The organism is Burkholderia sp. Bp9142 (assembly GCF_003853415.1).
Lineage (GTDB): Bacteria > Pseudomonadota > Gammaproteobacteria > Burkholderiales > Burkholderiaceae > Burkholderia.
In genome coordinates this window covers 561,384-585,082 of record NZ_QTPP01000001.1, presented here as the reverse complement: position 1 = coordinate 585,082, position 23,699 = coordinate 561,384, and the positions used below count along the sequence as shown (strand labels likewise).

General features: G+C 60.7%; 27 protein-coding genes and 1 pseudogene. 8 read left to right on the top strand and 20 right to left on the bottom strand.

Annotation, left to right across the window (positions count from 1 at the left end; translation table 11 throughout):
- Positions 1-82 precede the first annotated feature (82 nt).
- Positions 83-1,171, top strand: coding sequence for a porin (locus DIE22_RS02720; RefSeq protein WP_124604432.1), 1,089 nt, complete (start codon positions 83-85; stop codon positions 1,169-1,171).
- A 50-nt stretch (positions 1,172-1,221) separates the two neighbouring features.
- Here DIE22_RS02720 and DIE22_RS02715 read toward each other — a convergent pair whose 3' ends face one another.
- Complete coding sequence (locus DIE22_RS02715; RefSeq protein WP_124604431.1) at positions 1,222-1,881, bottom strand: glutathione S-transferase family protein; 660 nt, start codon at positions 1,879-1,881, stop codon at positions 1,222-1,224.
- A gap of 121 nt (positions 1,882-2,002) precedes the next feature.
- Here DIE22_RS02715 and DIE22_RS02710 point away from each other — a divergent pair, with 121 nt between their 5' ends.
- The gene (locus tag DIE22_RS02710) at positions 2,003-2,818 is read left to right on the top strand and encodes a helix-turn-helix domain-containing protein (protein ID WP_124604430.1); all 816 of its coding nucleotides are present in this window, start codon (positions 2,003-2,005) and stop codon (positions 2,816-2,818) included.
- 254 nt (positions 2,819-3,072) lie between these two features.
- Entirely contained in the window at positions 3,073-3,885 is an 813-nt protein-coding gene (locus DIE22_RS02705) for a hypothetical protein (protein ID WP_124604446.1), read from the top strand.
- 133 nt (positions 3,886-4,018) lie between these two features.
- Here the strand turns inward: DIE22_RS02705 and DIE22_RS02700 are convergent, their stop codons facing one another.
- From DIE22_RS02700 to DIE22_RS02635, 15 genes are all read right to left on the bottom strand, one after another.
- Complete coding sequence (locus DIE22_RS02700) at positions 4,019-6,466, bottom strand: heavy metal translocating P-type ATPase (RefSeq protein ID WP_124604429.1); 2,448 nt, start codon at positions 6,464-6,466, stop codon at positions 4,019-4,021.
- Between the two features lie 124 nt (positions 6,467-6,590).
- Entirely contained in the window at positions 6,591-6,788 is a 198-nt protein-coding gene (locus tag DIE22_RS02695) for a heavy-metal-associated domain-containing protein (RefSeq protein ID WP_124604428.1), read from the bottom strand.
- A 64-nt stretch (positions 6,789-6,852) separates the two neighbouring features.
- The gene (cueR, locus tag DIE22_RS02690; protein WP_124604427.1) at positions 6,853-7,254 is read right to left on the bottom strand and encodes a Cu(I)-responsive transcriptional regulator; all 402 of its coding nucleotides are present in this window, start codon (positions 7,252-7,254) and stop codon (positions 6,853-6,855) included.
- Positions 7,255-7,452: 198 nt separating this feature from the next.
- Positions 7,453-7,770, bottom strand: a complete 318-nt coding sequence (locus tag DIE22_RS02685) for a P-II family nitrogen regulator (RefSeq protein WP_124604426.1) — start codon at positions 7,768-7,770, stop codon at positions 7,453-7,455.
- A gap of 36 nt (positions 7,771-7,806) precedes the next feature.
- Positions 7,807-8,364, bottom strand: coding sequence for a PCYCGC domain-containing protein (locus DIE22_RS02680; protein WP_260426590.1), 558 nt, complete (start codon positions 8,362-8,364; stop codon positions 7,807-7,809).
- Between the two features lie 21 nt (positions 8,365-8,385).
- Positions 8,386-8,547: a hypothetical protein gene (locus DIE22_RS38035; RefSeq protein ID WP_185640525.1), complete on the bottom strand. Its 162-nt coding sequence runs from the start codon at positions 8,545-8,547 to the stop codon at positions 8,386-8,388.
- A 78-nt stretch (positions 8,548-8,625) separates the two neighbouring features.
- Positions 8,626-8,862, bottom strand: coding sequence for a DUF2933 domain-containing protein (locus DIE22_RS02675; protein ID WP_124604425.1), 237 nt, complete (start codon positions 8,860-8,862; stop codon positions 8,626-8,628).
- Between the two features lie 52 nt (positions 8,863-8,914).
- Positions 8,915-9,205 (bottom strand): hypothetical protein, encoded by a 291-nt coding sequence (locus DIE22_RS02670; RefSeq protein WP_260426589.1) that lies wholly within the window; start codon positions 9,203-9,205, stop codon positions 8,915-8,917.
- A gap of 117 nt (positions 9,206-9,322) precedes the next feature.
- The gene (locus DIE22_RS02665; RefSeq protein ID WP_124604421.1) at positions 9,323-9,685 is read right to left on the bottom strand and encodes a hypothetical protein; all 363 of its coding nucleotides are present in this window, start codon (positions 9,683-9,685) and stop codon (positions 9,323-9,325) included.
- Positions 9,686-9,757: 72 nt separating this feature from the next.
- The gene (dsbD, locus tag DIE22_RS02660) at positions 9,758-11,521 is read right to left on the bottom strand and encodes a protein-disulfide reductase DsbD (protein ID WP_260426588.1); all 1,764 of its coding nucleotides are present in this window, start codon (positions 11,519-11,521) and stop codon (positions 9,758-9,760) included.
- A gap of 162 nt (positions 11,522-11,683) precedes the next feature.
- Entirely contained in the window at positions 11,684-12,037 is a 354-nt protein-coding gene (locus tag DIE22_RS02655) for a copper-binding protein (RefSeq protein ID WP_124604417.1), read from the bottom strand.
- Entirely contained in the window at positions 12,034-15,240 is a 3,207-nt protein-coding gene (locus DIE22_RS02650; protein WP_124604415.1) for an efflux RND transporter permease subunit, read from the bottom strand. Before DIE22_RS02650 ends, DIE22_RS02655 begins: the two co-directional genes overlap by 4 nt.
- Complete coding sequence (locus DIE22_RS02645) at positions 15,237-16,760, bottom strand: efflux RND transporter periplasmic adaptor subunit (protein ID WP_124604413.1); 1,524 nt, start codon at positions 16,758-16,760, stop codon at positions 15,237-15,239. The genes DIE22_RS02650 and DIE22_RS02645 overlap by 4 nt, the downstream gene beginning before the upstream one ends.
- Before the next feature lie 11 nt (positions 16,761-16,771).
- Positions 16,772-18,064 (bottom strand): TolC family protein, encoded by a 1,293-nt coding sequence (locus DIE22_RS02640; protein WP_124604411.1) that lies wholly within the window; start codon positions 18,062-18,064, stop codon positions 16,772-16,774.
- 91 nt (positions 18,065-18,155) lie between these two features.
- Positions 18,156-18,524, bottom strand: a complete 369-nt coding sequence (locus DIE22_RS02635; protein ID WP_124604409.1) for a hypothetical protein — start codon at positions 18,522-18,524, stop codon at positions 18,156-18,158.
- Positions 18,525-18,920: 396 nt separating this feature from the next.
- Between DIE22_RS02635 and DIE22_RS38615 the strand changes: the two are divergent.
- Positions 18,921-19,049 (top strand): annotated as a pseudogene (locus tag DIE22_RS38615) (ATP-binding protein); the annotation flags it as partial.
- 83 nt (positions 19,050-19,132) lie between these two features.
- Here the strand turns inward: DIE22_RS38615 and DIE22_RS02625 are convergent.
- The 4 genes from DIE22_RS02625 to DIE22_RS02610 form a co-directional block, all read right to left on the bottom strand.
- A complete protein-coding gene (locus tag DIE22_RS02625) occupies positions 19,133-19,399 on the bottom strand; it encodes a DUF5676 family membrane protein (RefSeq protein WP_124604407.1) in 267 nt (88 codons plus the stop codon).
- Between the two features lie 127 nt (positions 19,400-19,526).
- Positions 19,527-20,183: an isoprenylcysteine carboxylmethyltransferase family protein gene (locus tag DIE22_RS02620; RefSeq protein WP_124604405.1), complete on the bottom strand. Its 657-nt coding sequence runs from the start codon at positions 20,181-20,183 to the stop codon at positions 19,527-19,529.
- Positions 20,167-20,421: a DUF2933 domain-containing protein gene (locus DIE22_RS02615; RefSeq protein WP_124604403.1), complete on the bottom strand. Its 255-nt coding sequence runs from the start codon at positions 20,419-20,421 to the stop codon at positions 20,167-20,169. Before DIE22_RS02615 ends, DIE22_RS02620 begins: the two co-directional genes overlap by 17 nt.
- Positions 20,422-20,445: 24 nt before the next feature.
- Complete coding sequence (locus DIE22_RS02610; protein WP_124604401.1) at positions 20,446-20,871, bottom strand: hypothetical protein; 426 nt, start codon at positions 20,869-20,871, stop codon at positions 20,446-20,448.
- Positions 20,872-21,155: 284 nt separating this feature from the next.
- Here DIE22_RS02610 and DIE22_RS02605 point away from each other — a divergent pair, with 284 nt between their 5' ends.
- The 4 genes from DIE22_RS02605 (at position 21,156) to DIE22_RS02590 (ending at position 23,485) form a co-directional block, all read left to right on the top strand.
- Complete coding sequence (locus DIE22_RS02605) at positions 21,156-21,818, top strand: LemA family protein (RefSeq protein ID WP_124604399.1); 663 nt, start codon at positions 21,156-21,158, stop codon at positions 21,816-21,818.
- Positions 21,819-21,835: 17 nt separating this feature from the next.
- Positions 21,836-22,669: a YgcG family protein gene (locus tag DIE22_RS02600; protein ID WP_124604397.1), complete on the top strand. Its 834-nt coding sequence runs from the start codon at positions 21,836-21,838 to the stop codon at positions 22,667-22,669.
- Between the two features lie 2 nt (positions 22,670-22,671).
- A complete protein-coding gene (locus DIE22_RS02595; RefSeq protein ID WP_124604395.1) occupies positions 22,672-23,169 on the top strand; it encodes a TPM domain-containing protein in 498 nt (165 codons plus the stop codon).
- A gap of 118 nt (positions 23,170-23,287) precedes the next feature.
- Positions 23,288-23,485: a hypothetical protein gene (locus tag DIE22_RS02590; protein WP_124604393.1), complete on the top strand. Its 198-nt coding sequence runs from the start codon at positions 23,288-23,290 to the stop codon at positions 23,483-23,485.
- Positions 23,486-23,699: the final 214 nt, after the last annotated feature.

The following is a 23,699-nucleotide window of genomic DNA, read 5'->3' as shown; positions in this document are numbered from 1 at the left end:
GCCGGATATAGAGACGCAGCCCATCCTGTCTGTCAGAAACGCAAGAAAGCTGTTGCAAACGGGACGCGTTCATATAGACGCAATGAAACTGAGGTTTGGAGCAATCGCGATGCTTGCCATCGCGCAGGGCGCATACGCGCAGAGCAGCGTGACCCTGTTCGGGCTGATCGACAGCGGCATTTCGTATGTCAGCAACGAGGGCGGAGGGAAGAACGTCAAGTTCGACGACGGCGTCTTCACGCCGAACCTGTTCGGCTTGCGCGGCACGGAAGATCTCGGCGGCGGATATCGCGCGACGTTCGCGCTCGTGAACCAGTTCTCGATGGCGAACGGCAGCATCATCGGGACCGGGATCTTCGGGCGTAACGCATACGTGGGCATCGAGAGCGACCGGTTCGGCAGCGTCAGGCTGGGGAATCAGTACGACTTCATGGTGGATTCGCTGTTTGCGAAAGGGAACGCGATCTCGATGGACATCACCGGGTTGTACGGGTTCAGGAACGGCCCGTTCCAGCGTCTTGCGCTGCCGGACAATCCGACCGGCGCGTTCGACTGGGACCGCACGGCAGGCAGCAAGCCGGTCGCGAACTCCGTCAAGTACAGCTCGCCGACAGTTGCGGGATTTTCTGGCGGCGTGATGTATGCGTTTGGCGGCGTGGCCGGTTCGGTCGGCGCGAACAATACCGTGAGCGCCGGGTTGAACTACGAAGTCGGGGCGTTCGGTATCGGCGCGGCCTATACGAACGAGAAGTACGGGCCGGCGCCCGGCACGCCATCGACCAGTGTGCGCAACTGGGGCGTCGGGGCGCACTATGACTTCGGGGCAGTGACCGCGAAGGCGTTGCTGACCACCGTCCACAATTCGTTCAACGACGCCGGCGTGTGGATGGCCGAGGCCGGCGGTGTCTGGCGCATCAGGCCGGACGTCTTTCTCGGCGCGAAGTACATGTACATGAAGGGCAACGAAGCCGTGAACGACAACCATGCACATCAGGTCAGCGTCGCGCTTCAATACCTGTTGTCGAAGCGGACGATGGTGTATGTGTCCGCGGATTATCAACGCGCGAACAGCGGCGCGAACGCGCAGATCAACGGTGTGCTCGATCCGAACGGGGCGTCGAGTTCCGCGAGTCAGGCGGCCGCGCGGATCGGGTTGCATACGATGTTCTGACGGGGGCGGCGTGCGGGCGGAACTTGCGTCAAGGTCCGCCCGGCACCGGGCTACCTCGCTGGTGCGGCAGCCTCCCTGGCTGCGTCCTGTTCCGCCGCCAGCGCCGCATCTGCCGCCTGCGCGCGCTGGATGGCCGGGCGTGCGAGGACGCGATCGATGTACGCGCGAATGAGCGGCGTCTCGGGCACCAGCTTGAACATCGTGGTCCAGTTCAGCGCCGAGCCCCACAGGACATCGACCGCCGTAAAGCGCTCGCCCAGCAGGTAGGGGCCCCTGGCCAGTTGCGCGTCGATCGCGTTGATGACGGTGTCGAAGTCGCCGTAGGGTGACGTCGAGTAGGCGGCGGGCGGACGATTCATCGAGCGGTCGACGATGGCGGGCTCGAAGCACGAACCGTAGAACGTCATCCAGCGCAGGTACGGTCCGCGCAGCGGGTCGCCCGGCGCCGGCGACAGGCCGGCCTCCGGATACAGTTCCGCCGCGTACAGGTAGACGGCAGCCTGCTCGGTGACGATCACGTCGCCGTGACGCAGTGCGGGAACCTTGCCCATCGGATTGACGGCCAGGTAATCGGGTTCGTGGTGTTGGCCGGTGGAGAGATCGAACGCGTGCAGTTCATGGTCGGCGCCCAGTTCCTCGAGCAGCATGCGGGCGCCGGCCGACCGGCTGCGCGGGGAGTGGTACAGGGTCAGGTGACGGTCTTGCGGCATCGCGGGCTCCGGTGTGCGTTCGGGACAAGGATTCCAATGTAGGCCGGTCGCGCGCCGCCGTCTTGGAAAAATCCGCTGCGGCGGTGCATCATCACGCGATCACCGTCAACGGTTCGTCACCATGGCCGACTTGCGTCACGTGACCGACACGCCCAAGGGCGTCGTCGGCCCGAAAGCCTTCAACCAGCGCTTCCGCCTGAATCGCTACTACCCGTGTGCCGAGCTGGCCGGGGTGCTGGATCACCACTGGATCGTCGAATGGGATCTGCGCGACCAGCCGCCCTACACGCAGCGCACGCTGCCGTATCCGTGTGTGAATCTGGTGTTCGATCGGCGGCGGACGGGCATCTTCGGTGTGGTGTCGGGCGCGTTCGAGACGACGTTGGCGGAAGCGGGGCGCGTGATCGGCCTGCGCTTTCGGCCCGGCGCGTTCCGCGCGTTCTTCAGCAAGCCCGTGCATCTGCTCACCGACAAGGTGCTGCCGGTGTCGACATTGCTCGACTGTGGCGATGCGGAAGCCGAGCGCGCAGTGCTCGGTGCCGAGGATGATGCCGCGATGGTGGCGGCGGCCGAGGCGCTGCTGTTGCGCGTGCTGCCGCCGCCCGATCCGCAGGTCGAGCGCATCCATGCCATTCTGCAGATGCTGCAGCAGGACCTCGCGCTCACGCAGGTGCGTGACCTGGCCGAGCGTGCGGGGTTGAGCGAGCGCACGCTGCAGCAGCTCTTTTCCGGCTATGTGGGGGTGACGCCGAAGTGGGTGATCTGTCGATACCGATTGCATGAGGCCGCCGACAAGCTCGCCGGCGGCGAGCCGGTCGATCTCGCGGAACTGGCGCATGCGCTCGGGTATTTCGATCAGGCGCATTTCACGCGCGATTTCCGCAAGCTGGTGGGGAAGGCGCCGGCGGAGTATCGGCGGGAGGATGGGCCGGCGTGAGGCTGCGGTTGCGGCTTCGCGACGGGCAACCGAATATCATTGCCTGCCGCCCGTCGCGCCGCTGCTCGCTTGTCGCGGATTGTTGTAGTCTGGGCAATACGATAGTGTGGCGTGCGTGCCTGCCGCCGAGTTCACAATGAACCTACGATGTGTCGCACAGGCGATCGGTGAACGCGAACGGTTGGCACGTTGCCAATCATTGGGTCCTGTCGATCCCGCTGTCGATCGATCCGCCAGAAAATCAGGAGTTTGTCGTGTTTCACCGGAAATCCATGTTGGGTCGTCTGAATGTCGTGTGCGTCGTCGCCTTGGCGGTCATGCTGGCCCCAGTCGCGTCGCGTGCAGAGACCGACAATGTCGGCGGCACGGCGAGCGCCGCGCCTGCCGTTTCGCCCGACACGTCGCCCATGCGGCCGATTGTCGGCGACGATCCGGTGGCGATTCGGGACGCCCTGGCGAAGCAGCACATCAAGAGCGCGTCCCCGTCCCTGGGTGATCGCGTCCGCGGCCTGATCCCCGGCGGTGCCGACAAGCATGGCCAGAACGCCGACCTGGCCGCGATCGATCTGGATCGCGAGGTGACTTTCGTGGTGCCGGTGTCGTACGGGCTGCGGTATCAGTCGCAGCGGCATCTGTTGAAGGTGAACGTCGATCTGGTCAACGGCGACGGCGAAGGCCGGACCGGCATCCTGCTCAGAAAGGCCATCACCGGGCCGCGAGGGCGAGGGCTCGTGATCGCAGCCGAGGCGAAGGCAAAAGGCTATATCCAGCAGATCGACATCATCGAACTCGATCCCGGAAAAGGCAGGAAGACCACCGTGCGTGGCCGCGCGAGGCTTTCACCCGCTGCGTACGCGCAAACGCATGGCGAGTTCGCGTTCGTTCTTTCCGGGCGCCTGGTCCGGCCGTACCTGACCGAACACGTCGAGCACGCCGAGCCGAGCAACGACGAGCCGACCGACATCACGACGCGGACTTCCCGGCTGTACCTGGATATCGAATCCATTTCGCTGGTGAGTCCGGCGAGTGGTGCGGTGCTGTTGAAGAAGCTGAGTCTGTCGAGGTAGCGGTTTTTTGTGCGGGTCTTTGACCGGTCAAGATACTCCGCAAGCGGAGTCGCCGCCTTGCTCAACTTCGGAACCGCTACGCTGTCGCCCGCGTGCGCTTGTCTGCGCGACAAAACGAATTGTTCAGGGCCGGCTAAATCCTGGCATGACGCAACCGTAGCGCGTTCGAGATTACAGACGCGGAACTCAGACTCATGGCAAGCGCGGCAATCATCGGGGACAGCAGCAAACCGGTGAACGGATAAAGCACCCCCGCCGCCAGCGGAACGCCAAGTGCGTTGTATACGAACGCGAAGCCAAGATTTTGCTTCATGTTCGCAACCGTTGCCTCGGACAGTTCCCGAGCACGCGCGATACCGCGCAAGTCGCCCTTGACGAGCGTCACCTGAGCGCTGCTCATTGCCACATCCGTACCTGTTCCCATGGCCACGCCGACATCGGCCTTGGCAAGTGCGGGGGCGTCGTTGATGCCGTCCCCAGCCATCGCCACGACATGCCGGGCTTGCTGAAGCCGTGTCACCAGGTTGAGCTTGTCGGCAGGCTTCACCTCGCCATGGAATTCATCGATGCCGAGCTTCTCGGCCACGGCCTTGGCCGTGACCATGCCATCGCCGGTCGCCATCACGACGCGAATACCGTTTTCCTTCAATGTCGAAAGCGCTTCCGGCGTCGTCGCCTTTATCGGGTCAGCGACTGCCAGCAGTCCGGCCAAGCCGCCGTCGACCGCCAGGTACATGACACTTGCGCCTTGCGCGCGCATGCCGTCTGCCTCCTTGGCCAGCGATTCGACGGAGACGGCGTCAGTCTGCATCAGCGCGGTGTTGCCAAGCGCGAGTTTCCTGCCGGCGACCAGTCCTCTCACACCGATACCCGTCGCGGATTCGAAATTCTCCGTGCGGTCCAACGTCAGGTTCTTCTCACGGGCAGCCGCGACGATGGCCGCAGCAAGCGGATGCTCACTACCTTGGTCGAGACTCGCCGCTAGACGAAGCACTTCGTCGGTCGTGTATTCGTTTGTGCCCACGGCCCGCTCGAAGGCCGGATGTCCCTCGGTCAGCGTTCCAGTCTTGTCGACAATCAGTACATCGACCTTTCGCAGATTTTCAATCGCAGCCGCATCGCGAAAGAGAATCCCGGTGATGGCTCCTTTGCCGCTTGCGACCATGATGGACATTGGCGTCGCAAGACCGAGCGCACAGGGGCACGCAATGATAAGCACCGCCACCGCGTTGATGAGGCCGAACACCCAGCTGGGCTCGGGCCCAAAGATGCCCCACACGAAGAACGTCAGAAGAGCAGCGCTGACAACTCCGACGACAAACACGCCGGCCACCTTGTCGGCCATGCGCTGCATGGGTGCCCGAGACCGCTGCGCCTGCGCGACCATCTGCACGATTTGCGACAGCACGGTCTGGGCGCCGACCTTTTCGGAGCGGATGACGAGACTGCCGGTCGCGTTCATCGTCGCGCCAATGACGTGGTCGCCAACGCGCTTCGTGACGGGAATGGGCTCGCCGGTAATCATGGACTCGTCCAGCGAACTCGAGCCATCGGTCACCACGCCGTCCGCGGGGACTTTCTCGCCCGGCCGCACGCGAAGCAGGTCGCCCACATGCACATGGGACAACGGAATGTCTTCCTCGGAACCGTCCGGGTTGATGCGTCGGGCGGTCTTGGGTGCGAGCCCGAGAAGCGCCTTGATGGCGGCGGACGTTTGGGAGCGAGCCTTCAGTTCGAGCAACTGCCCGAGAAGCGTCAGTGAAATGATGACCGCCGCCGCTTCAAAATAGACGCTGACTCGGCCGTGTGCGGTGTACGTTTCAGGAAACACGCCGGGGAAGATGGTGGCGACGACACTGTAGATATAGGCCGCCCCTGTCCCGAGCCCGATGAGCGTCCACATGTTCGGGCTGCGGTTCATGAATGAGCGCGCGCACCGCTCGAAAAACGGGAGGCCGGCCCACAGGATGACCGGCGTAGAGATGATGAACTCAACCCAGCTTTCGGTGCCAACGTTCACCAATCCGAGGCGATGGCCAAACATCGCCAGCACGAAAACCACGACGGTCAGCGGCAACGTCCACCAGAATCGGCGTCGGAAATCGACCAGTTCCGGATTCTCGCCTTCGTCGACGCTGGGCAGAATCGGTTCCAGCGTCATGCCGCACTTCGGACACTGCCCGGGATGGTCCTGGCGAATTTCCGGGTGCATCGGGCACGTGTAGAGGGTGCCCTCAGGCACTGCTTGTGGCTGCTCAATGGTCGAGGGCTCGACGTACTTCGAGGGCGCTGCCTGAAATTTCGTCAAGCATGCCTGGCTGCAGAACGCGTACCACTTGCCATTGTGTTCGCTACGGAAGCGTGACCCATCGGCCACTGTCATTCCGCAGACGGGGTCGCGAAGCGAATCTCCGGTACGAACGTGCACGTCATGGCCCTCGTGGTGGTGAGCATGTGCGTCGTGTCCGTGCCCAGCGGAATGGTCGTGCTTGTCCGTCTCAGGTGCGTGATGCGCGCCCGATGACGAGTGCTCCGAAGTCCGTTGACGATAGCGCCCGTCTTCGCCAGGTTGACCGCTCATCTTTGCGCTCCTTTTCTATCCCGTGCCGACACCATTCGGATTCCTCGGCGATGCTTCCGGTCCCGTTTGCATTGATGACGCGACCACGTGTGTCATCGTGACCGAGGCTCGCCGGCTCGGTACGTCAACTGCGTACGGTGGGGCTATATCCGGCTTGCTGGATTTCCGAGATGAAGTCGCTGGGCTCCTGCGCCGATAAGACGCGAACAATCTTTGTGCCAAGGTCGATATCAACCCGCGCGTTCGCGTCGACTTCCCGAATAGCCTTCGTCACAACGCCCGCGCAGTGGCCGCAGGTCATGTCCTTGATTTCGAGTTCCATTCTCGACTCCATTTAGCGTTGAGTGCATTGATACACGGCTTAAGTTTCCGGCTTCTGTCTTGGGTCAATCGCAATGCGATTGACCGGCCAACTCCGCCAAAATCGGGCAATCTGGGCGCGCGTCCCCCTTGCAGTGGTCAGCCAAATACCGGAGGGAGTCCCTCATTTCCACGAGGCCCCGGATACGCTCGTCCAGATCATCGATATGCCGCTTGACTAACTGCTTCACCTCGCTGCTGGGCCGGCCATGGTCCTCCCACAGCGCCAGCAATGCCGAAATCTGCTTGGTCGAAAAGCCAAGATGCCGCGCGCGCCGGACAAAGCGCAGGACCTCGACGTCCTTCGTCGTGTACACGCGATAGTTCGAATCCGTCCGCGTCGCCGGCCGAATAAGTCCCGATTCCTCGTAATGGCGAATCATCTTGGCCGACATGCCAGAGGACTTCGCGACTTCCCCGATATTCATGAGCGACTCCTTCAGCGGAACACCCGCCCCCTCATGAGCTATATCTTCAACCTTCCTGCCATGGGAAGGTCAAGGCTCCGACGGACGCCGGCATCACTGCATTACGGATTCAGGCGGCCCACCGGAAAACTCAACGAGTCCATGTGGGAGACTTCGCACGCAGCACGCTCATTTGCCCCACGTGGGCTCGATGTGGCGTCAAGGTGCTGATTCCGCGGCAGTTCTCACGCGCCAGAAATGCTCGACGGGGACGACAGCCACAATTCCGTCCTCTCCCGACTGCTCTCTCGCGACGTCGATGATTTCCTTCGCCAGGCCAGCGACGTTGTCGGCCGTTGTGAAAATTTCAATCTTGGTGTGCTCGGTGGTCGGGTCGTTGGCGTAGGGATTCGGGTGTACGCCAAATCCCATGACGTTAGTCACCGTCATGCCGTGGATATGCAGCGCAGCCAGTCGCCTTTCGAGCGCTTTCAATACTTCGGGACGCACCACCGCGATTACGCATTTCAGTTCCATAGCATCCTCCTGTGCCGGGATAGCGACGGCAGTCGCTCATCCCTTGGGTGCCCATTTCGCGTCGACGGCCGCCTGAATCTGGCCCGCATCCTGAATCCCTGCCTGCGTCATCTGATAGGCAATCTCGGCGGTTCCTTGGCAGACCGGACACGATAGTGCCATCCGGTCCTCGAAGCATTGAAGGTTCGAACGGTGTTCGCCGCGGTTCTCGCAACCGCACCAGCAGTAAAGCTTGTTGAGCGTCGAGGGAATCTGGGTCGCCACCCAGTATGCGTGCCGTACCACCTCATCATGGAACTGTTCCGGGTCGAGCACATGCGACGCGTCGTAGCGGCCTGTCGGAATGATGCGTAGCCCGTCCGGTTGCAACATGCCGACTCGCCAACCAGGTATCTGTTGAACCGGATTCGACGAGCCGATGGCAATCGCGGTGGATGCCGCCAGCCGATGTGCGAGGGACGGCCCCCAGACCAGCGCCGTCGGTATTGCGATGACCGAAGCTAGCAGGTACAGCAGATGCCGCATTGCCTTGCCGGGCAGTCTGAGGCGTCTGGCAGCCTGGCTGCGTATGTCTTGATGGGTATCTCGTTTCACTTCGAATCTCCCACGCTGGGGTCAAATCCCGGGGTGTAGACGCATGGCGTTACCGCACGAGAACATCCCATGCATCATTCCCGTGTGCATCGCCACCATTGGAACCATACCTAGCACGACGATAAGGCCGATGATGGCAAGCAGACCGATGATGAAATTGACTATCGGTTTTCCAGTGAACATCGTTCTCTCCGAAGCACGCGAGTAACCGGTGCGGTCGAAAGCATCACCGCACCGGGCTCGCGCAGTACCGCTCACGCGCTAACGGCGTTCCGGTGTGGTTTCGTCCGTCGCCCGGGGCGCGGTGACATCACTGCCGGCGTGAGACTGCATGCCGCGCATCATGAACATCATCGCCAGTGGGCACACGAATGCGCTCGCGATAACGGCGAGCGTCGAAAGTGCGCCGCGAAGCTGAGGCAAGGCCCAGTATGCGGTTGCGACAGCGACGGCAAGCGTGAGTGCGATGGACACCATCAATTTCAAGTTGCACTTCATAGTTCATATCCTTCCAATCTGTATCAGGAATGTATGGCCATGTCGGATGCCATCACTTCGATGGGGCTGAACCGGCCTGTTCGGAATACTTGAGCATGATGTCTCCCATGGCGCGCATCATTTCGCCATGCATTCGCAACGCAGTTTTCGGGTCCATGCCGGCGCTTGCGCCCATCATTGGGCAACTGCCCATCATTCCGTCCATGCCCATCATCGAGCCGTGACCATGTTGTCGGTCTTGGGTGGATGGGCCGGGGTTAGAACCGGCGGCCGCGAAACTCACGGCACTTGCGGTGACGAGCATTGCGGAAACGACGGCCATCCGTACGAGCTTTGCGTACATGTGTATCTCCATATTCGATTCAACGATTCAAGTTAAATAGGCGAGGCCATCCGAGTCGTGCACATCGGCCGCGAGCGTGCACAGGCCGTGGCACTCGAAAGGCGTCAACGAAGGGGGTTACAGCGAACGCGGTGGAGGCGCTGGCAGCTCAGGGATGAACTGCTCGCCAAAAGCGTGGGCGATGGCCCGATAGACAGGGGTGGCAGGAGCGAACACGACGGCGTGCGATACGGGTATGGCCGGCATGCTGCACGCTGCGCCGCCCATGTTCCCGTGACAAGCTGGCGACTGAGTGCTGGTGACATGATGTTTTGCTGCCGATATGCATCCCGTCATCGCAAAAGAATCAGCCATATTCACGTGACGCTGCACGGCAGGCATCGAGGACATCTCCGGGCAAGACATCACCTGCGCCGGGTACCCGAGCATCGGTAACCACGCAATCAGGAAACAGGCGATGATTCTGACCCAGAATTTCATGATTTCCAGTATAGGTGCCGGTCGGCGTGACTGCCACGGCCTGCAAAGGAGCTATTGCGCCGCATCACGTTACTATCCCCACCGCTTCAAGTGCGCCAGGAACCCGTCGGCGCCGATGAAGCCTGTCAGTTGCGCTCCGGGCTGCTGCCGACTGTTTTTGTCATAGAAAATCAGCGCTGGTGGTCCGAACAGGCCGAAACGTTGCAACATGGCAGTGTCCTCGGCGGTATTGCGGGTTACGTCGATGCGCAGCAGTTTCCACTGGGCGAGTTCGTTTGCCACACGCGGGTCCGCGAACGTGAAGCGCTCGAGTTCCTTGCAGGTGATGCACCAGTCGGCATGGAAATCCACCATGACAGGCCGACCGTTCGCCGAAGCCAGCGCCTCGTCTAGTTCAGCATTCGAATGCACGGACTGGAACCTGACGACAGACTCGCTCCGTTTTGTCGACGATGTCTGCATGACGCCGCCAAGTGGTGCCACCAGGTCGAAGTTGCCTGACGCGACGCCGATGAACTCTGCGATGCCTGCGACCAACAGCAATACGCCGAACGCTTTCCCCACGCGAGAAATACCGGGCGCGTCATGAGGCAACGGGTCGATGGCCCGCAGCATCATTCCGCAGCTCACCAGCAATAGTGCAACGAGAACCATCAGCAGCCAGACCGGAAGCAGCGAATAGACGAACCATAGTGCTGCGATGAGCAGCATGACGCCGAGCGCATTCCGCACCGCGAGCATCCATCTTCCCGACTTCGGCAACACGTGCGCGCCGACGGTTCCGACTGCCAGCAAGGGCAGGCCGATTCCGATGCCCATCGCATACAGCGCAAGTGCGCCACCGACGATATCCCTGCTGTTTGCGATGTACAGCAATGCCCCCGCCAACACCGGTGTCGAGCAGGGGCCGACAATCAGCGCGGAGAGTGCGCCCATCACGAATACAGGCCCAATCCGGCCGCCGGGCAGTCGATTGCTCCATGCCGCGACATGGCTTTGCCACTGTGTCGGCAGTTGCAGGCGGAACAAGCCGAACATGCCAAGCGCCATCAGAACCAGAAGCAATCCGAATGAAGTGAGCACCCAAGGCCGTTGTGTCACCGCAACCAACGGAATGCCGGCCAGTGCGGCGAGGGTTCCCGCTGCCGCGTATGTCAGCGCCAGACCCTGGACGTAAGCGAATGACAGTCCGAACCCGCGCCATAGTGTGGTCGCCTGCCTGCCATTGATGACGCTCGTCACGATGGGTATCAACGGGTACATGCAAACGGTTCCCGCCATCAGCAAACCTGCAAGCAGGAACCCGCCGAGCTCGAACCAGGAAATTCCGTTTGGTGGCCACAGTGGCATGCCGAACACTGTGGGCACCGACACGTTCCCGGCATCCGTGATGCTGGTTTCCGCTTTCGGCGCATTGTCGCCGGCCGATACTGGCATAACGGCGCCATTCGCGGCAATCCGAAAGTGCCTTGTCTGCGGCGGATAACAGACGCCGACATCCGCACATCCCTGCGACGTAACGGACAGCACGACGCTCGCCGTGGTGGTGTGCGGCAACTCAATCCGGATGGTGACCGGCTGGTGATAGACCACCACCTTGCCAAACGAGGGGTCGTCTTTCAGGTCGCCCGGCGGCATCTGCCGTGGCTTGACCGACACCCCGTCGGCGGTAAAGCTGAAGCGGTCACGATAAAGGTAATAACCGGGATGCGTTTTGAACTCGAGGTCGACTTGCCTCGACCCGCTGAGCGAAACTTCCAACGGAAAAGCACGTTCAGGTGGCAGCAGGTCCGCTTCACTGGCAGCAAGAGCGGTAAGGGAATTCAGGGTGAGCAAGAGGCCGATTGCAGCATGCAATGCAAGACGGAGCAAATCTGAAATTCGCCTCGTGCGTGCTGTAGCCGAGATTCGTGTGGTTAGCATCGGTTGCCCTCCTCATTCGCCTTGACGGCGCAGGCTCCCCCAGGAAGGCGGGCCCGCGCGCGTGTCAGCACACCATCAGGATTGCTTCATCAGCTTCACGATGGTGAGCGTTCCGTTGACGTTCTCGACACGGACCTTGACCTTGTCGCCCTCGTGAATCTGCTTGACCATCATGGCATCCTTGGCCTTGAACGCCATCGTCATCGGCGGCATGCCGACGTTCTCGAGGGCACCGTGCTTCAGCGTGACCATGCCGCTGGCCGCATCGACCTTCTTCACTTCCGCGTCCGTGAGCGCGGCATTCGACGACGTCGATGCCGACGCTTTCATCGACATGTTCATGCCGGCCATGTCATCGCCGGCGAACGCCGGAGCAGCAAATGCGCCGATTGCACAGACAGCAATGGTGGTAACGAACAGCTTCTTCATTGAATTTCTCCAGATTGTGTAGAAGGCACTTGCATGCCGGACGGGACCGCGCGGAATGTCCGCAGGTGATTCAGCTTTCGCGCGCGACGGCGCTGCAGCAGAAACCACGCTGCGGGGATAACGAACATGGACAGCAGCGGTGCGGTGACCATGCCGCCCACCATGGGGGCAGCAATGCGTTGCATGACTTCGGAGCCGGCACCATGCCCGACCATGATGGGGATGAGGCCTGCCAGAACGACGGCGACGGTCATCGCCTTGGGCCGCACGCGCAATACGGCGCCTTCGCGAATCGCGTCGAACAGGAGGGCTTCCGTGAGTGGCTCGCCCGCTTCCAGCCGGCGGTTCAGCGCGCCCTTCAGGTATAGCAGCATCACGACGCCGAATTCGGCCGCCACGCCGGCGAGCGCGATGAAGCCGACCGACGTCGCGACGGAAACCGCGTGCCCTAGCACCCAGATGAGCCAGAACCCGCCGACGAGCGCGAACGGCACGGTCGACATTAGCAGCAGCGCGTCCGCTGCGGAATTGAACGTCAGGAACAACAGCACGAAGATGACGACGAGCGTGACCGGGATGACCGTCCGTAGCTTCGCCGCCGCTCGCTCCAGATACTCGAATTGCCCGGACCAAGCGATTGAATAGCCCGGGGGAAGCTTGACCTGTTGTGCAACGGCTTTCTGCATCGCCTGAACGGCCGACTGAAGGTCCGTGTTGCGAATGTCGACGTACACGTAGCCTGACAGCCGCGCATTTTCGCTACGAATCATCGGCGGCCCATCGGCAATCGTGATGTGTGCGACGTCCCCCAGTTGAATTTGCGCGCCACGGTCCGTCACCACGGGCAGTTGACGCAGCCTTTCGAGCGAGTCGCGGACTTCCCGCGGGTAGCGGATGTTTATAGGGAAGCGCTCCCGGCCAGCAATCACCTCGCCAACGTCTTCGCCGCCGACGGCTGACGACACGACCGACTGCACGTCCGCGACCGACAGGCCATACCGCGCGGCCGCGAGCCGGTCGATGTCGACGTCGATGTAGCGACCACCGTTCAGTCGCTCCGCCAATGCAGAGGTCACGCCCGGCACGCTCTTCACGGCGGCTTCGACCTGCGTTGCAATATGGTCGATTTGCGTCAGGTCGGCGCCGGAAATCTTGACCCCGACCGGCGTCTTGATACCCGTGGACAGCATGTCGAGACGATTCCGGATAGGTGGTACCCACACGTTCGACAAGCCCGGCACCCTGACGGTCCGGTCCAGCTCATCAACCAGCTTTTCCGGCGTCATGCCGGGGCGCCACTGGTTGCGCGGCTTAAACTGAATCGTTGTCTCGAACATCTCCAGCGGCGCCGGGTCCGTGGCCGTGTCGGCACGGCCGGACTTGCCGAAGACCGTTGCGACTTCGGGCACCGTCTTGATGAGCCGGTCGGTCTGCTGCAGCAGTTCGGATGCCTTCTGCGCCGAGATACCAGGCAACGCGGTCGGCATGTACAGCAAATCGCCCTCGTCGAGCGGCGGCATGAACTCGCCCCCGAGACGGGAGACCGGGATGATGGTGAGCACCAATGCCACGCCCGCCAGGCCGATGGCGAACCATGGACGCCGTAGCGTACCCTCGAGCAGCGGCCGGTATAGCCGAATCAGCACGCGGTTGATGGGGTTCGCGTTCTCGTGCGGAATGCGTCCACGGATGAGATATCCCATCAGAACGGGCACAAGCGTCACCGACAGTCCGGCAGCGGCGGCAATCGTGTAGGTTTTCGTGAACGCGAGCGGAGAGAACAGCTTGCCTTCCTGGCCTTCCAGCGAGAAGACCGGAATGAACGACAGCGTGATGATGAGCAGCGAGAAGAACAGTGCAGGTCCGACTTCCGCCGCAGAGGTTGCGATAAGCTCCCAACGCTGCGCAGTCGAAATCGGTACATCTGGATGTTCGTGCTCATACGCCTCCAGATGCTTGTGTGCGTTCTCTATCATCACAATGGCCGCGTCAATCATCGCGCCGATGGCAATCGCGATGCCGCCCAACGACATCAGGTTCGCGTTTACGCCCTGGTAGCGCATCACGATGAAGGCGGCCAGCACGCCGAGCGGCAGTGACAGGATGGCGACGAACGCACTTCGCAGGTGAAACAGGAACACCGCGCAGACAAGCCCAACGATGATGAATTCTTCGATGAGCTTGTCCTTCAGGTTGTCCACCGCGCGCTCGATGAGCTGCGAGCGGTCATAGGTCGTGACGACCTCCACACCGGGCGGCAACGAGCGTTTCAGGTCGGCGAGCTTGGCCTTCACTGCATCGATGGTTGTCAGCGCGTTCTTCCCGGAGCGCATGATGATGACGCCACCCGTGACTTCCCCTTCGCCGTTCAGTTCGGCGATACCGCGCCGCATCTCCGGACCAATCTGGATGCGTGCAATGTCGCCCAGCAGCACCGGTGTGCCGGCGTCGTTCGTGCGGAGCACGATATTCCGGAAGTCATCGAGCGAGCGCAGGTAGCCGGACGAACGCACCATGTATTCCGACTCGGCGAGTTCCACGACCGAGCCGCCCGACGCTTGGTTGGACTTTCCCAGTGCATCGGCCACCATCGATTGCGTGATGCCGTAGGCACGCAGCTTGTCCGGGTCCAGCACCACCTGATATTGGCGCACCATCCCGCCGATGCTGGCCACTTCGGAGACGTCCGGCACCGACTTCAACTCGAATTTCAGGAACCAGTCGTTGAGCGCCCGCAGTTGCCCGAGGTCGTGTCGCACACTCCGGTCGACGAGCGCGTACTCGTACACCCAGCCGACGCCCGTCGCATCGGGGCCAAGCGAGACGGTCGCGCCCTGTGGCAGACGGCTCTGTACCTGATTCAGGTACTCCAGCACACGCGAGCGCGCCCAATACTGGTCCGTCTTGTCGTCGAACAGCACGTAGACGAATGCGTCCCCGAACGACGAGTAGGCGCGGATGGTTTTGGCGCCGGGAACGCCAAGCAGCGTTGTCGTCAGCGGGTACGTGACCTGGTCCTCAATGATTTGGGGTGCCTTGCCGGGATACGATGCCTTGATGATGACCTGCGTATCAGACAGGTCCGGCAGTGCATCGAGCGGTGTTTCCTTCAGCGAGTAAACGCCCCATGCGGCGACCAGCACGGTCGCGAGCAGCACGAGGAAGCGGTTGTGAATCGACCATCGTATGAGGTGCGCAATCATTTGACACCTCCCGCGGGTTCAACCGTCGTCAGTTGGTAGCCGTCATCAGACTGCTTGAAGACGAAGTGCACGGTCTGCCCAGCCTTGACATCCGGGAAGGCATTTGGAGCGGGCTTGTTGAACGCCATGGTCATCGCGCCCCAGCCGAGCGCGGGCACGGGCTGGTGCGAAAACGTGATGTCCGCGGCAGTGACCTTTTCGACCTTGCCGGTTGTTTCATACGTCTGTGCGGCTACAGCGGAGGCGGGAACGGTAGCGCTCGTGGCAGTGCTGCTCTCCAATCGAGGGAGAATAGATTTCAGGCTGGCCTCGGAATCGATGAGGAACTGCCCCGACGCGACGACGGTATCGCCTTCGTTCAATCCGCTGAGTACCTCGGTATCGTTACCCACGTCGTTGCCGATGGTCACCGACGCGGGTTGAAGGCGACCGTCACCGTTTTTCACGATGACGACCGAGCGCTTGCCAGTCGTGATGACCGCCTCGGACGGAACAAGCAAACGGGTTACGGCTTTCTGGCCACCGACGCGCACGCGCATCAGCATGCCCGGTGTCAGCTTGGCCGCACGGTTGTCGATTTCCAGGCGCGCTTGCAGTGTGCGGCTACTGGTACTGACGCCGGGGAGGATTTCTCGGATGTGTCCGGAGAAGTGCTGGGCCGGGTCGCCGGTAAATGTAGCGTCGACCGTCATGCCGGGCTGTACGCTCATCGCGAGCGCCTCCGGAATTTCGACGATGAGCCAGAGCTTCGACAAGCCGGAAATTTTCGCGAGCGTCTGTCCCGGCGCCACCATCGCACCGTCCCGAACGTTCAGTTCGCTCACGACGCCCGTTTCGGGAGACGTCAGCACGACGTGTGTTTGTGCCTTGCCGGTCCGGTCGAGATTGGTGATGACGCCGTCGGGAATCGATAGCGCGCGCATCCGTGCACGTGACGCATCGAGAAGGCTACCGTCCATGCCGCCGTGCTTGAGCGCGAGGTATTCCTCTTGCGGCGCCAGCCAGTCCGGCACGAACACCGACGCAATCGGTGCCCCCTTGGCGACTCGCTGCATGGGGGCGCTTGTGTATAGACGGTCGATGTAGCCTGTGACGCGCGACTGAACGACGTCCGAACGTGACTCATCGAACTGCGTTGTGCCAACAGCATCGAAACCGCCTGTCGTGTCCTGCCGACGAACGGTCGCATAGCGGATGCCGAGGTTCTGCTGAAGGCCCGGGTCAATCTTGATGCCGGATGAACCGCCGCCTTCATCTGCGTAGACGGGCTCGAGTTGCATGTCCATGAATGGCGATTTACCCGGCTTGTCGAAGTGCTGGTTCGGTACCATCGGGTCATGCCAGTACAGCACCTTCCTCCCCGTTTTCGGGTCAATCTTGTCGCCGGACGAGACCGTGGCGGCAGGCGCCGCCGCAGCGTCGTTCGAGGTGTGGCGTGTGCCCATGAAATAGCCGGTGCCAAGCAAGGCTGCGCCGGCGAACACGGTCAGCACGGCGCGCATCAGTGGTTTGTTGGTCATGTGATTCTCCATCACCGAGCAGCGGCCATCGTGGACGGCACGACCTGATATTCGAGTTGAGCCCAGGTCTGCGAGACGTCGCGCTTGAGGTCAAGCACCTGAAGCTGGGCATCCAGCTGCGCACGACGTGCGGCGAATGTGTCCGCCAGGGGCCCGGTGCCGGTGCGATAGGCGGCATTCGCGAGCTGGACGCGTTGGTCCGCCGCTGGCAACAGGGATTGGCTCAGATTGGCGATGCGCTCACGGCCGCTGGCCAGGATAGTGGATTGGCTGCGAATGTCGGCCTGTACCTGCCGCAGCGAGTCTTCGTACATCAGCCGGGCTTTCGTCGCGAGTTCGGTTTTCTCAGCGACGTCGCGGTTCTGACGGTTCTTTCGATTCAGCGGCAGCGGGATGGTGACGCCCACCGACACCATGTTTGAATACGCACCGCCGCGCTGCTGGTACGCGATTTCCCACGTCCAGTTCGGACTGCGCTCGCTGTTGGCCACAGCTGTATCGGCTTCGGCAACCGCAATATCGTCGGCGGCGGCCACGAGTGCGGGCTGCGAAAGGCGCAATTCGTCGGGCGGCAATGACGACACGAAGGATTCGGGTGCCGGCGGCTCACCGCTCACGTCGGAAACCGGCACGGCCGTCCAGCGTGACAGAACGATGAGTGCGGTTTGATAGGTCTGTTGTGCCTTGAGAACCTGGTCCTGCGTTTGAGCCAGCATGGCCTGCGCCTGAATCACATCGGAAGCGCTTCCTTTCGCGCCGCGATAAGACGCTTTAGTCGCCGCCAACTCGTGGTTCATGTGTTCCAGCAATGCCTGCTGCAGGACAAGCGCCTTTTTTGCGTAAACGGCATTCAGCCAGGCCGTCGCGGTCTGCTGACGGACATTCGCGAGTTGCATCAAATAGCCGGCCCGTTCACGACCAACCATCTCGCTGGCCAGCGCCGAACGCAGGCGTCGCTTCTCGCCGGACACCCATTCCTGTTCGATACCGATGCGCCGCATCGTCATGAAGTCCTGACCGACGGTGAACCGTTGCGGCCCGTTCACCGGCAGATTGTCGATGCCGACTTTGAGCATCGGGTCTGGCAACTGCCCGGCTTTGACGGCTGCCTCGGTGCTGGCGCGTACCGAGGCTTGTGCCGCCTGCATCGACGCAGAGCGGTCGCTAGCCGATTGCAGCGCTGCGTCGAGTGTGAAAGGCGCTTGCTGCGCGTTGACGGCGCTCGCGACAAACAGCGCGGCAAAGAGCGTATGCGCGCGCCAAGGAACACGCCGACCCTGCGGCGTGCCGAAATTGAATGGCATGTTCTAACCCCAACGGCGGAATCCAATAGGGATTCCACGTCCTGTATAGGACGAACCTCACCGCGTTCGCGATGAACCTATCGGCGTGGGATTAGATGGAGCGTGGGGGGCGCCACAACCCGCTCGGGTCGCGGACCTGGAGGGAGTCGGCGTAGTGGAAGACGACCGGACGGGCAAACGCCGCAGGCCGGCTGATGCTGGCACGGGCCGTTGGATGGTAGAGGCTGCCGAACTGACATTGGGCGGTTACCTTGCAGAACACGCCCTTGGCCTTGGCTTTGTCGACGGACCGAGACTTCATCATGTCGCAACCGGACATATCCGTTGACATACTGTTGCCCATATCCATGGACATCGTCTGTTGCATCGGACACTCGCCAACCAAGCCGCTGGCTGCCAGCCCACTGATGGGCAGCACTGCACACAGCAACAAGAGGATGAGTGTTCGAAGGAATTTCATAGCGACAATTGTAGGACGCTATTTTAGCCGACTCCCCGCGATTTCAGGTATGGCATTCCCTATCTTGTTGGTGGTAATGCCCCCCATCGCAGCTTTGCGAGCCAAATAATGGGGAGCGAGCGGATTGCCGGTCGCGTGAAATATCTCACCAGGGGGATTGCCCGAATGTGGAAACGAGCGGCTTCGCGCGCCCTTGTGCTCAAAGCCGATACCGGTATCCATCTAACGTGCCGGACAGTTGGGCAATCGCATATGAAGGTTCTGGCAGGGATACGATTTCGGCAATCTGACCGTGCTCGTTGCCATTCGTTGGCCTTCTGGTGTATCAGCCGATTGCGTTGCAAGATTTGCGCAGCCACCGAGTCCGAGCAATGCAATCAGCGATATGGCTCTTCGAAGAATGTAGGGTTGGGTCTGGCTATCGTCAAATCCATCATGGAACGCCATCGAGCAAGCGTCGATGTGTTGAGCAATGACGCTGGGACGACGTTTGCCCTGCACTTTCCCGTTCAACCTGTGGCCTAAATCCCTTCTCCCTTCTCGCTTTCAGGAAACCGACGCTGGGCAACATGCCAACTGGCAGAGGCGGATGGGAACACGGGACTAGGTCAGTGTTCTCCTCGAAGGCGGTTATGTAACCAGGCGAAGAAGGCGCCGGCCGCAAAGAACCAGACCGCAAACACAAAGGCCGGATATATAACGGACCACCATGACAATGGTTCACCCGTCTGAAGGCGCCGGAAATCGAGTCCGTGAAAGAGAGCCTTCATGAAGCTCATGAAGGATTCAGGAAGTGCCATCCACGCAAGTGTGCATAAAGCGTAGAAGAGCACGACCGTAGCAGAAAGCGTTACGCCGGTCTTGAAGGGTTTCATGGTGGCCTCCCCGTCCGAGGAAGTTTGCGATTGAATTCAATGACATTGAATTCGAGAAGCAGGCCACGGTTGATTCGCTTGCAATTTGAATCCGAAGGCCGCTGCAGCGCTGGATGTGCAATCTGGCTCAATGTACCTGGGCCGGACGCTTCCCAAACAAATTGGGCACAAAGCGCGGCGTGTGAGCCGCGTATTCACGCCATGCCTCGCCGAACTCCACTTCCGAATCACGCTCCTCATGTATCGCGAGCCGAACATACATGAAGACCAGTATGGGAAACATCACCAGTGTCACGAGCGTGGGCCATTGGAATAGAAAGCCCAGCATGATGACGACGAACCCGACGTACTGTGGGTGTCGGATTTTCGCATAAGGCCCGGTGGTTGCCAGTTCCTTGCTTCGCTGAGCCTCATACAGTACGTGCCACGCGGTGGACAACAAGTAGAAGCCGCCCAATATCAGGAAGAAGCTGAGAAGATGCGGAAGTCCGCCATGCGGGTCGCCGTGTCTGCCGGTCAAGGTCCACCAGAGGTGTCCTGCGTCGTGCGACAGCAAATTTGCTTGTGGAAAGCGCGTCTGCAACCAACCCGATAGCAAATAGATGGTGAGCGGAAACCCGTACATTTCCGCGAATAGCGCGACGATGAAGGCGGAGAATCCGCCGAACGTTCGCCAGTCCCGCTTTGTTGCCGGCTTGAAGAAGCTGAACGCGAAGATGATGAAGACGAGAGAATTGATAGCGACGAGGCTCCAAAGCCCGTAACCGTCACCGACGCTGGTCATGACTGTCTCCTGAATCAGGACGCCCCTCGGTCGATTTCGTCCCATGGTGCCCGTGCCCATGGTGCATAAACAGATGCATCAGCGGGCACGAGAGCAACAGCAGATATGGCAACACCCCAAGGAAGTGGGCGCGGTGTTCGGAAAGCAGGAGGAATAGTGCTATTGCAGCGAACGCTACGAGTGCAACGGCTGACCGTGATTTCCAGAACGGCCGAGCGCCATGTGAGCTGTCATCCATGCCTGCCTCCCATCTCGAACGGTCTTACTTCTCGGCCGGATGCTCCTGCGCAGCCTGGCGGTCCATCATTGCCTGCATCATCATTTCCATCATGTCCATGCGCTTTTCCATGCTTTCGTGTCGCGACGACATCGGCATGCCCGATGAATTGGCACCCATCATTCCCATCATGCTCATGCCGTTCTGCATGACTTTCATCTGCTCGTCCATCAGGGCGGCGCGTTCCTGAGGCGTCTTCGCGTTCATCATCTTTTCGTGCATGGCACGCATGCTCTGCATTTGGTCGTCCGCTTCGCGGTTCGCCTTGCTTGGCGCTTTTGCGGCTGCTTTACTGGGATGATGGGCATCGTGAGCCGCATTGTCGGCGGCTGACGGCGTACCGGCGATTGCAACGGCACTGACCATGCCGAGCGTCGCAATTGCGATTGCGAGTTTTTGGGGAAATGCCATCTTGTTCTCCATGAGCGTAGTTCTTGAGAGCCGGTCGAACCCTGAAACCACTCTATGCTCGCGCCCCTTCGATGGCTTGACGTGGCTCAACAAAGTAACGAACCGACTTCGTCATACGAATCGTAGCCGTGGAGCGAGCGTGTGACCGGATGGGTGTATCACCCCGGGCATCCTCGACAACGCAGCATTGACGTGCATCAACGCCGCGACCGGCCAGCTACTTACGATAGGTAGTGCACCCGTGAGCGGCGGAATGCCGCGGAATATCGAGCAGAGGCGCGTCCATGTTGGAAAATTCGGCAGCAATCTCCGTGCGGCGCGGTCTGGCCCGCGCATTTCTGACGGCCGCACTGGCGGTGTGCCTGCTTCCTCTCGCTGGATGCGGCTATAACGCCATCCAGAGTGAAGACGAGCAGGTGAAGGCCAGTTGGTCAGAAGTTCTAAATCAATATCAACGGCGTGCCGACCTTGTCCCCAATCTCGTCAACACGGTGAAGGGGTACGCGAACCAGGAAAAGGAAGTGCTCGTACGCGTGACGGAGGCGCGGGCGCAAGTGGGCTCGATTCGCGCCACGCCCGAACTCATCGCCGACCCGCAGGCGTTCGCAAAGTTTGAGGCGGCGCAGGGGCAGCTCACGTCGTCTCTGTCACGTCTGCTCGTGGTATCGGAGAACTATCCGCAATTGAAGTCGGATGCGAACTTCCGGGACCTGCAGGCGCAGCTCGAGGGTACGGAAAATCGCATTGCCGTCGCCCGCAATCGATACATTCGCTCCGTCCAGACGTACAACACGACGGTACGTTCGTTCCCGAATAATTTGACTGCAAAGGCCTTTGGCTATCTGGAACGCCCCAACTTCTCGGTGAGCAACGAAGCCGAGATTTCCAAACCGCCACGAGTCGACTTCGGCTCGACGCCGGCATCTGCAGGCAGGGCATCCAATTGAACTTGTTCCGACTGGCGATGGCCGTCGTCTTGGCCTCATTTTTCATGGGAGGAGCCAGTGCTCACGCTGACGTCTCGGTCCCGCCGTTGACGTTGAGAGTAACCGATGAAACTGGAATCCTGACCAGCGACCAGAAGGCTGGCCTTGAGCAGACGTTGAAAGAGTTCGAGGCGAAAAAAGGAACGCAGATTTCGGTTCTCGTTGTTCCAACCACGGAGCCGGAAACCATCGAACAGTATTCGATGCGAGTCGTAGAGCAATGGAAGCTTGGGCGCAAGAACGTCGACGATGGCGCGCTCCTGATTATCGCCAAGAACGACCGAACGCTTCGAATCGAGGTCGGATACGGCCTCGAGGGCGTGCTCACCGACGCGACAAGCAATCGCATCATCAACGAGGCGATAGTTCCGCGATTCAGAAACGGAGATTTCTACGGTGGTATCACCGCCGGCCTCGAGAGCATGATGCGCGTCACTAGCGGCGAACAGTTGCCTCCGCCGCGGCGACAACACGGGGCAAGTGATGGCGCCGGACGGTTACTTCCCGTCCTCTTCCTCCTGACTGTTATGGCCGGTGGCGTACTGCGCGCCATGCTCGGGCGATTGCCTGGTGCCGTCGTTACTGGCGGCGTCGTTGGCGTACTCGCATGGTTTTTTTCGGAGGCGCTTTTTGTCGCCATCGCAGCAGGGATGATGGCGCTGCTCTTCACGTTGCTGGGGGGAGGAGTGAGAGCAGCCGGCGGGCGCTTCATTGGCGGCAGCGGTGGTAGTTCTGGCCGCGATTCAAATCGCGACATCTTTCGCGGAGGCGGCGGTGGCTTCGGCGGTGGTGGCGCATCGGGACGGTGGTGAGCATGAATCTGAAACGCCTTTTCCGACATCTTTTCATGACCCACTGGCAGGTCAACAAGGCATTCTCACGGAGAACGGTTGTCGCTATCGAAGAGGCTGTACGTGCTAGTCATCGCGCGCACGTGGGCCAAGTCAGGTTTGCTGTAGAGGGGGCACTGCACATCGGTGCCTTGATGAAGGGAACATCTGCGAGGGACCGTGCCATCGAGGTTTTCTCGGACCTCCGGGTTTGGGACACGGAGCACAACAACGGCATTCTTATCTATCTGCTTCTTGCGGACCGCGACGTCGAAATCGTTGTGGACCGAGGCATACACGCCAAGGTGGATAGCCGCGAATGGGAGGCGATTTGCCAGGCCATGGAGGCCCATTTCCGGCAAGGCGAGTACCTGTCCGGTGTTCTGCGAGGTATCGAGCAAGTTACTGAGCTGTTGAGAAAACACTTTCCAGCTCACGGTCCTCGGCGCGACGACCTTTCCAGTTCACCCGTTGTGATGTGAGTCCTTGACCTCATATCGCTCCTCCGGAGCGGAAATCTGTCAGTTTTGTGAGCAACCATTGGCTCCGAGCCATTTGTGCCAACTCAAGGTTCATTTCAATGATGAGCTCCATCGTTTCATGGAAGCACTGAAGGCTCGTGAACGGTTGCTCGAGAACGAACTCGGTAAAGCAATTTCAGACTGGGTCGGGTATCAGGTCGTCAACGACAACATTTCCTACAGAGTCCCCCTCAGCGACTGGACACGCATCCTTCGCGAATTCGGTCACGGCGACGTCATCGTGCTCAGCGTGCATCTTCCGGCCGAGCCGGAATAGTGCTCTAGCGAAGAGCAGATTCATATAAGTGCCGGACCTATACGGCAGATGGCCGCGCGACCGGACATTGATTTTCCGCGACATTCTTCACCTCGGCAACGCACAATTGCTGTTGGAATAGTTTCGCTTAAGCCCCGCCCGGTGGCCGATTGCGGGAATTTCGTGGGGCGTTAAGTGAAACTTTGCGAACCGCTTTAAGTGAAACTATTCGAAG

What these genes read in the sequence shown, in the direction of transcription:
- DIE22_RS02655 (WP_124604417.1), bottom strand. Translation starts at nt 12,037, where the DNA reads ATGAAGAAGCTGTTCGTTACCACCATTGCTGTCTGTGCAATCGGCGCA.
- DIE22_RS02650 (WP_124604415.1), bottom strand. Translation starts at nt 15,240, where the DNA reads ATGATTGCGCACCTCATACGATGGTCGATTCACAACCGCTTCCTCGTG.
- DIE22_RS02610 (WP_124604401.1), bottom strand. Translation starts at nt 20,871, where the DNA reads ATGGCATTTCCCCAAAAACTCGCAATCGCAATTGCGACGCTCGGCATG.
- DIE22_RS02675 (WP_124604425.1), bottom strand. Translation starts at nt 8,862, where the DNA reads ATGAAGTGCAACTTGAAATTGATGGTGTCCATCGCACTCACGCTTGCC.
- DIE22_RS02635 (WP_124604409.1), bottom strand. Translation starts at nt 18,524, where the DNA reads ATGAAATTCCTTCGAACACTCATCCTCTTGTTGCTGTGTGCAGTGCTG.
- DIE22_RS02710 (WP_124604430.1), top strand. Translation starts at nt 2,003, where the DNA reads ATGGCCGACTTGCGTCACGTGACCGACACGCCCAAGGGCGTCGTCGGC.
- DIE22_RS02625 (WP_124604407.1), bottom strand. Translation starts at nt 19,399, where the DNA reads ATGAAACCCTTCAAGACCGGCGTAACGCTTTCTGCTACGGTCGTGCTC.
- DIE22_RS02590 (WP_124604393.1), top strand. Translation starts at nt 23,288, where the DNA reads ATGGAAGCACTGAAGGCTCGTGAACGGTTGCTCGAGAACGAACTCGGT.
- DIE22_RS02645 (WP_124604413.1), bottom strand. Translation starts at nt 16,760, where the DNA reads ATGACCAACAAACCACTGATGCGCGCCGTGCTGACCGTGTTCGCCGGC.
- DIE22_RS38035 (WP_185640525.1), bottom strand. Translation starts at nt 8,547, where the DNA reads ATGTTCACTGGAAAACCGATAGTCAATTTCATCATCGGTCTGCTTGCC.
- DIE22_RS02640 (WP_124604411.1), bottom strand. Translation starts at nt 18,064, where the DNA reads ATGCCATTCAATTTCGGCACGCCGCAGGGTCGGCGTGTTCCTTGGCGC.
- DIE22_RS02595 (WP_124604395.1), top strand. Translation starts at nt 22,672, where the DNA reads ATGAATCTGAAACGCCTTTTCCGACATCTTTTCATGACCCACTGGCAG.
- DIE22_RS02615 (WP_124604403.1), bottom strand. Translation starts at nt 20,421, where the DNA reads ATGGATGACAGCTCACATGGCGCTCGGCCGTTCTGGAAATCACGGTCA.
- DIE22_RS02715 (WP_124604431.1), bottom strand. Translation starts at nt 1,881, where the DNA reads ATGCCGCAAGACCGTCACCTGACCCTGTACCACTCCCCGCGCAGCCGG.
- DIE22_RS02720 (WP_124604432.1), top strand. Translation starts at nt 83, where the DNA reads ATGAAACTGAGGTTTGGAGCAATCGCGATGCTTGCCATCGCGCAGGGC.
- DIE22_RS02685 (WP_124604426.1), bottom strand. Translation starts at nt 7,770, where the DNA reads ATGGAACTGAAATGCGTAATCGCGGTGGTGCGTCCCGAAGTATTGAAA.
- cueR (WP_124604427.1), bottom strand. Translation starts at nt 7,254, where the DNA reads ATGAATATCGGGGAAGTCGCGAAGTCCTCTGGCATGTCGGCCAAGATG.
- DIE22_RS02670 (WP_260426589.1), bottom strand. Translation starts at nt 9,205, where the DNA reads ATGTACGCAAAGCTCGTACGGATGGCCGTCGTTTCCGCAATGCTCGTC.
- DIE22_RS02665 (WP_124604421.1), bottom strand. Translation starts at nt 9,685, where the DNA reads ATGAAATTCTGGGTCAGAATCATCGCCTGTTTCCTGATTGCGTGGTTA.
- DIE22_RS02700 (WP_124604429.1), bottom strand. Translation starts at nt 6,466, where the DNA reads ATGAGCGGTCAACCTGGCGAAGACGGGCGCTATCGTCAACGGACTTCG.
- DIE22_RS02605 (WP_124604399.1), top strand. Translation starts at nt 21,156, where the DNA reads ATGTTGGAAAATTCGGCAGCAATCTCCGTGCGGCGCGGTCTGGCCCGC.
- DIE22_RS02620 (WP_124604405.1), bottom strand. Translation starts at nt 20,183, where the DNA reads ATGACCAGCGTCGGTGACGGTTACGGGCTTTGGAGCCTCGTCGCTATC.
- DIE22_RS02600 (WP_124604397.1), top strand. Translation starts at nt 21,836, where the DNA reads ATGGCCGTCGTCTTGGCCTCATTTTTCATGGGAGGAGCCAGTGCTCAC.
- DIE22_RS02695 (WP_124604428.1), bottom strand. Translation starts at nt 6,788, where the DNA reads ATGGAACTCGAAATCAAGGACATGACCTGCGGCCACTGCGCGGGCGTT.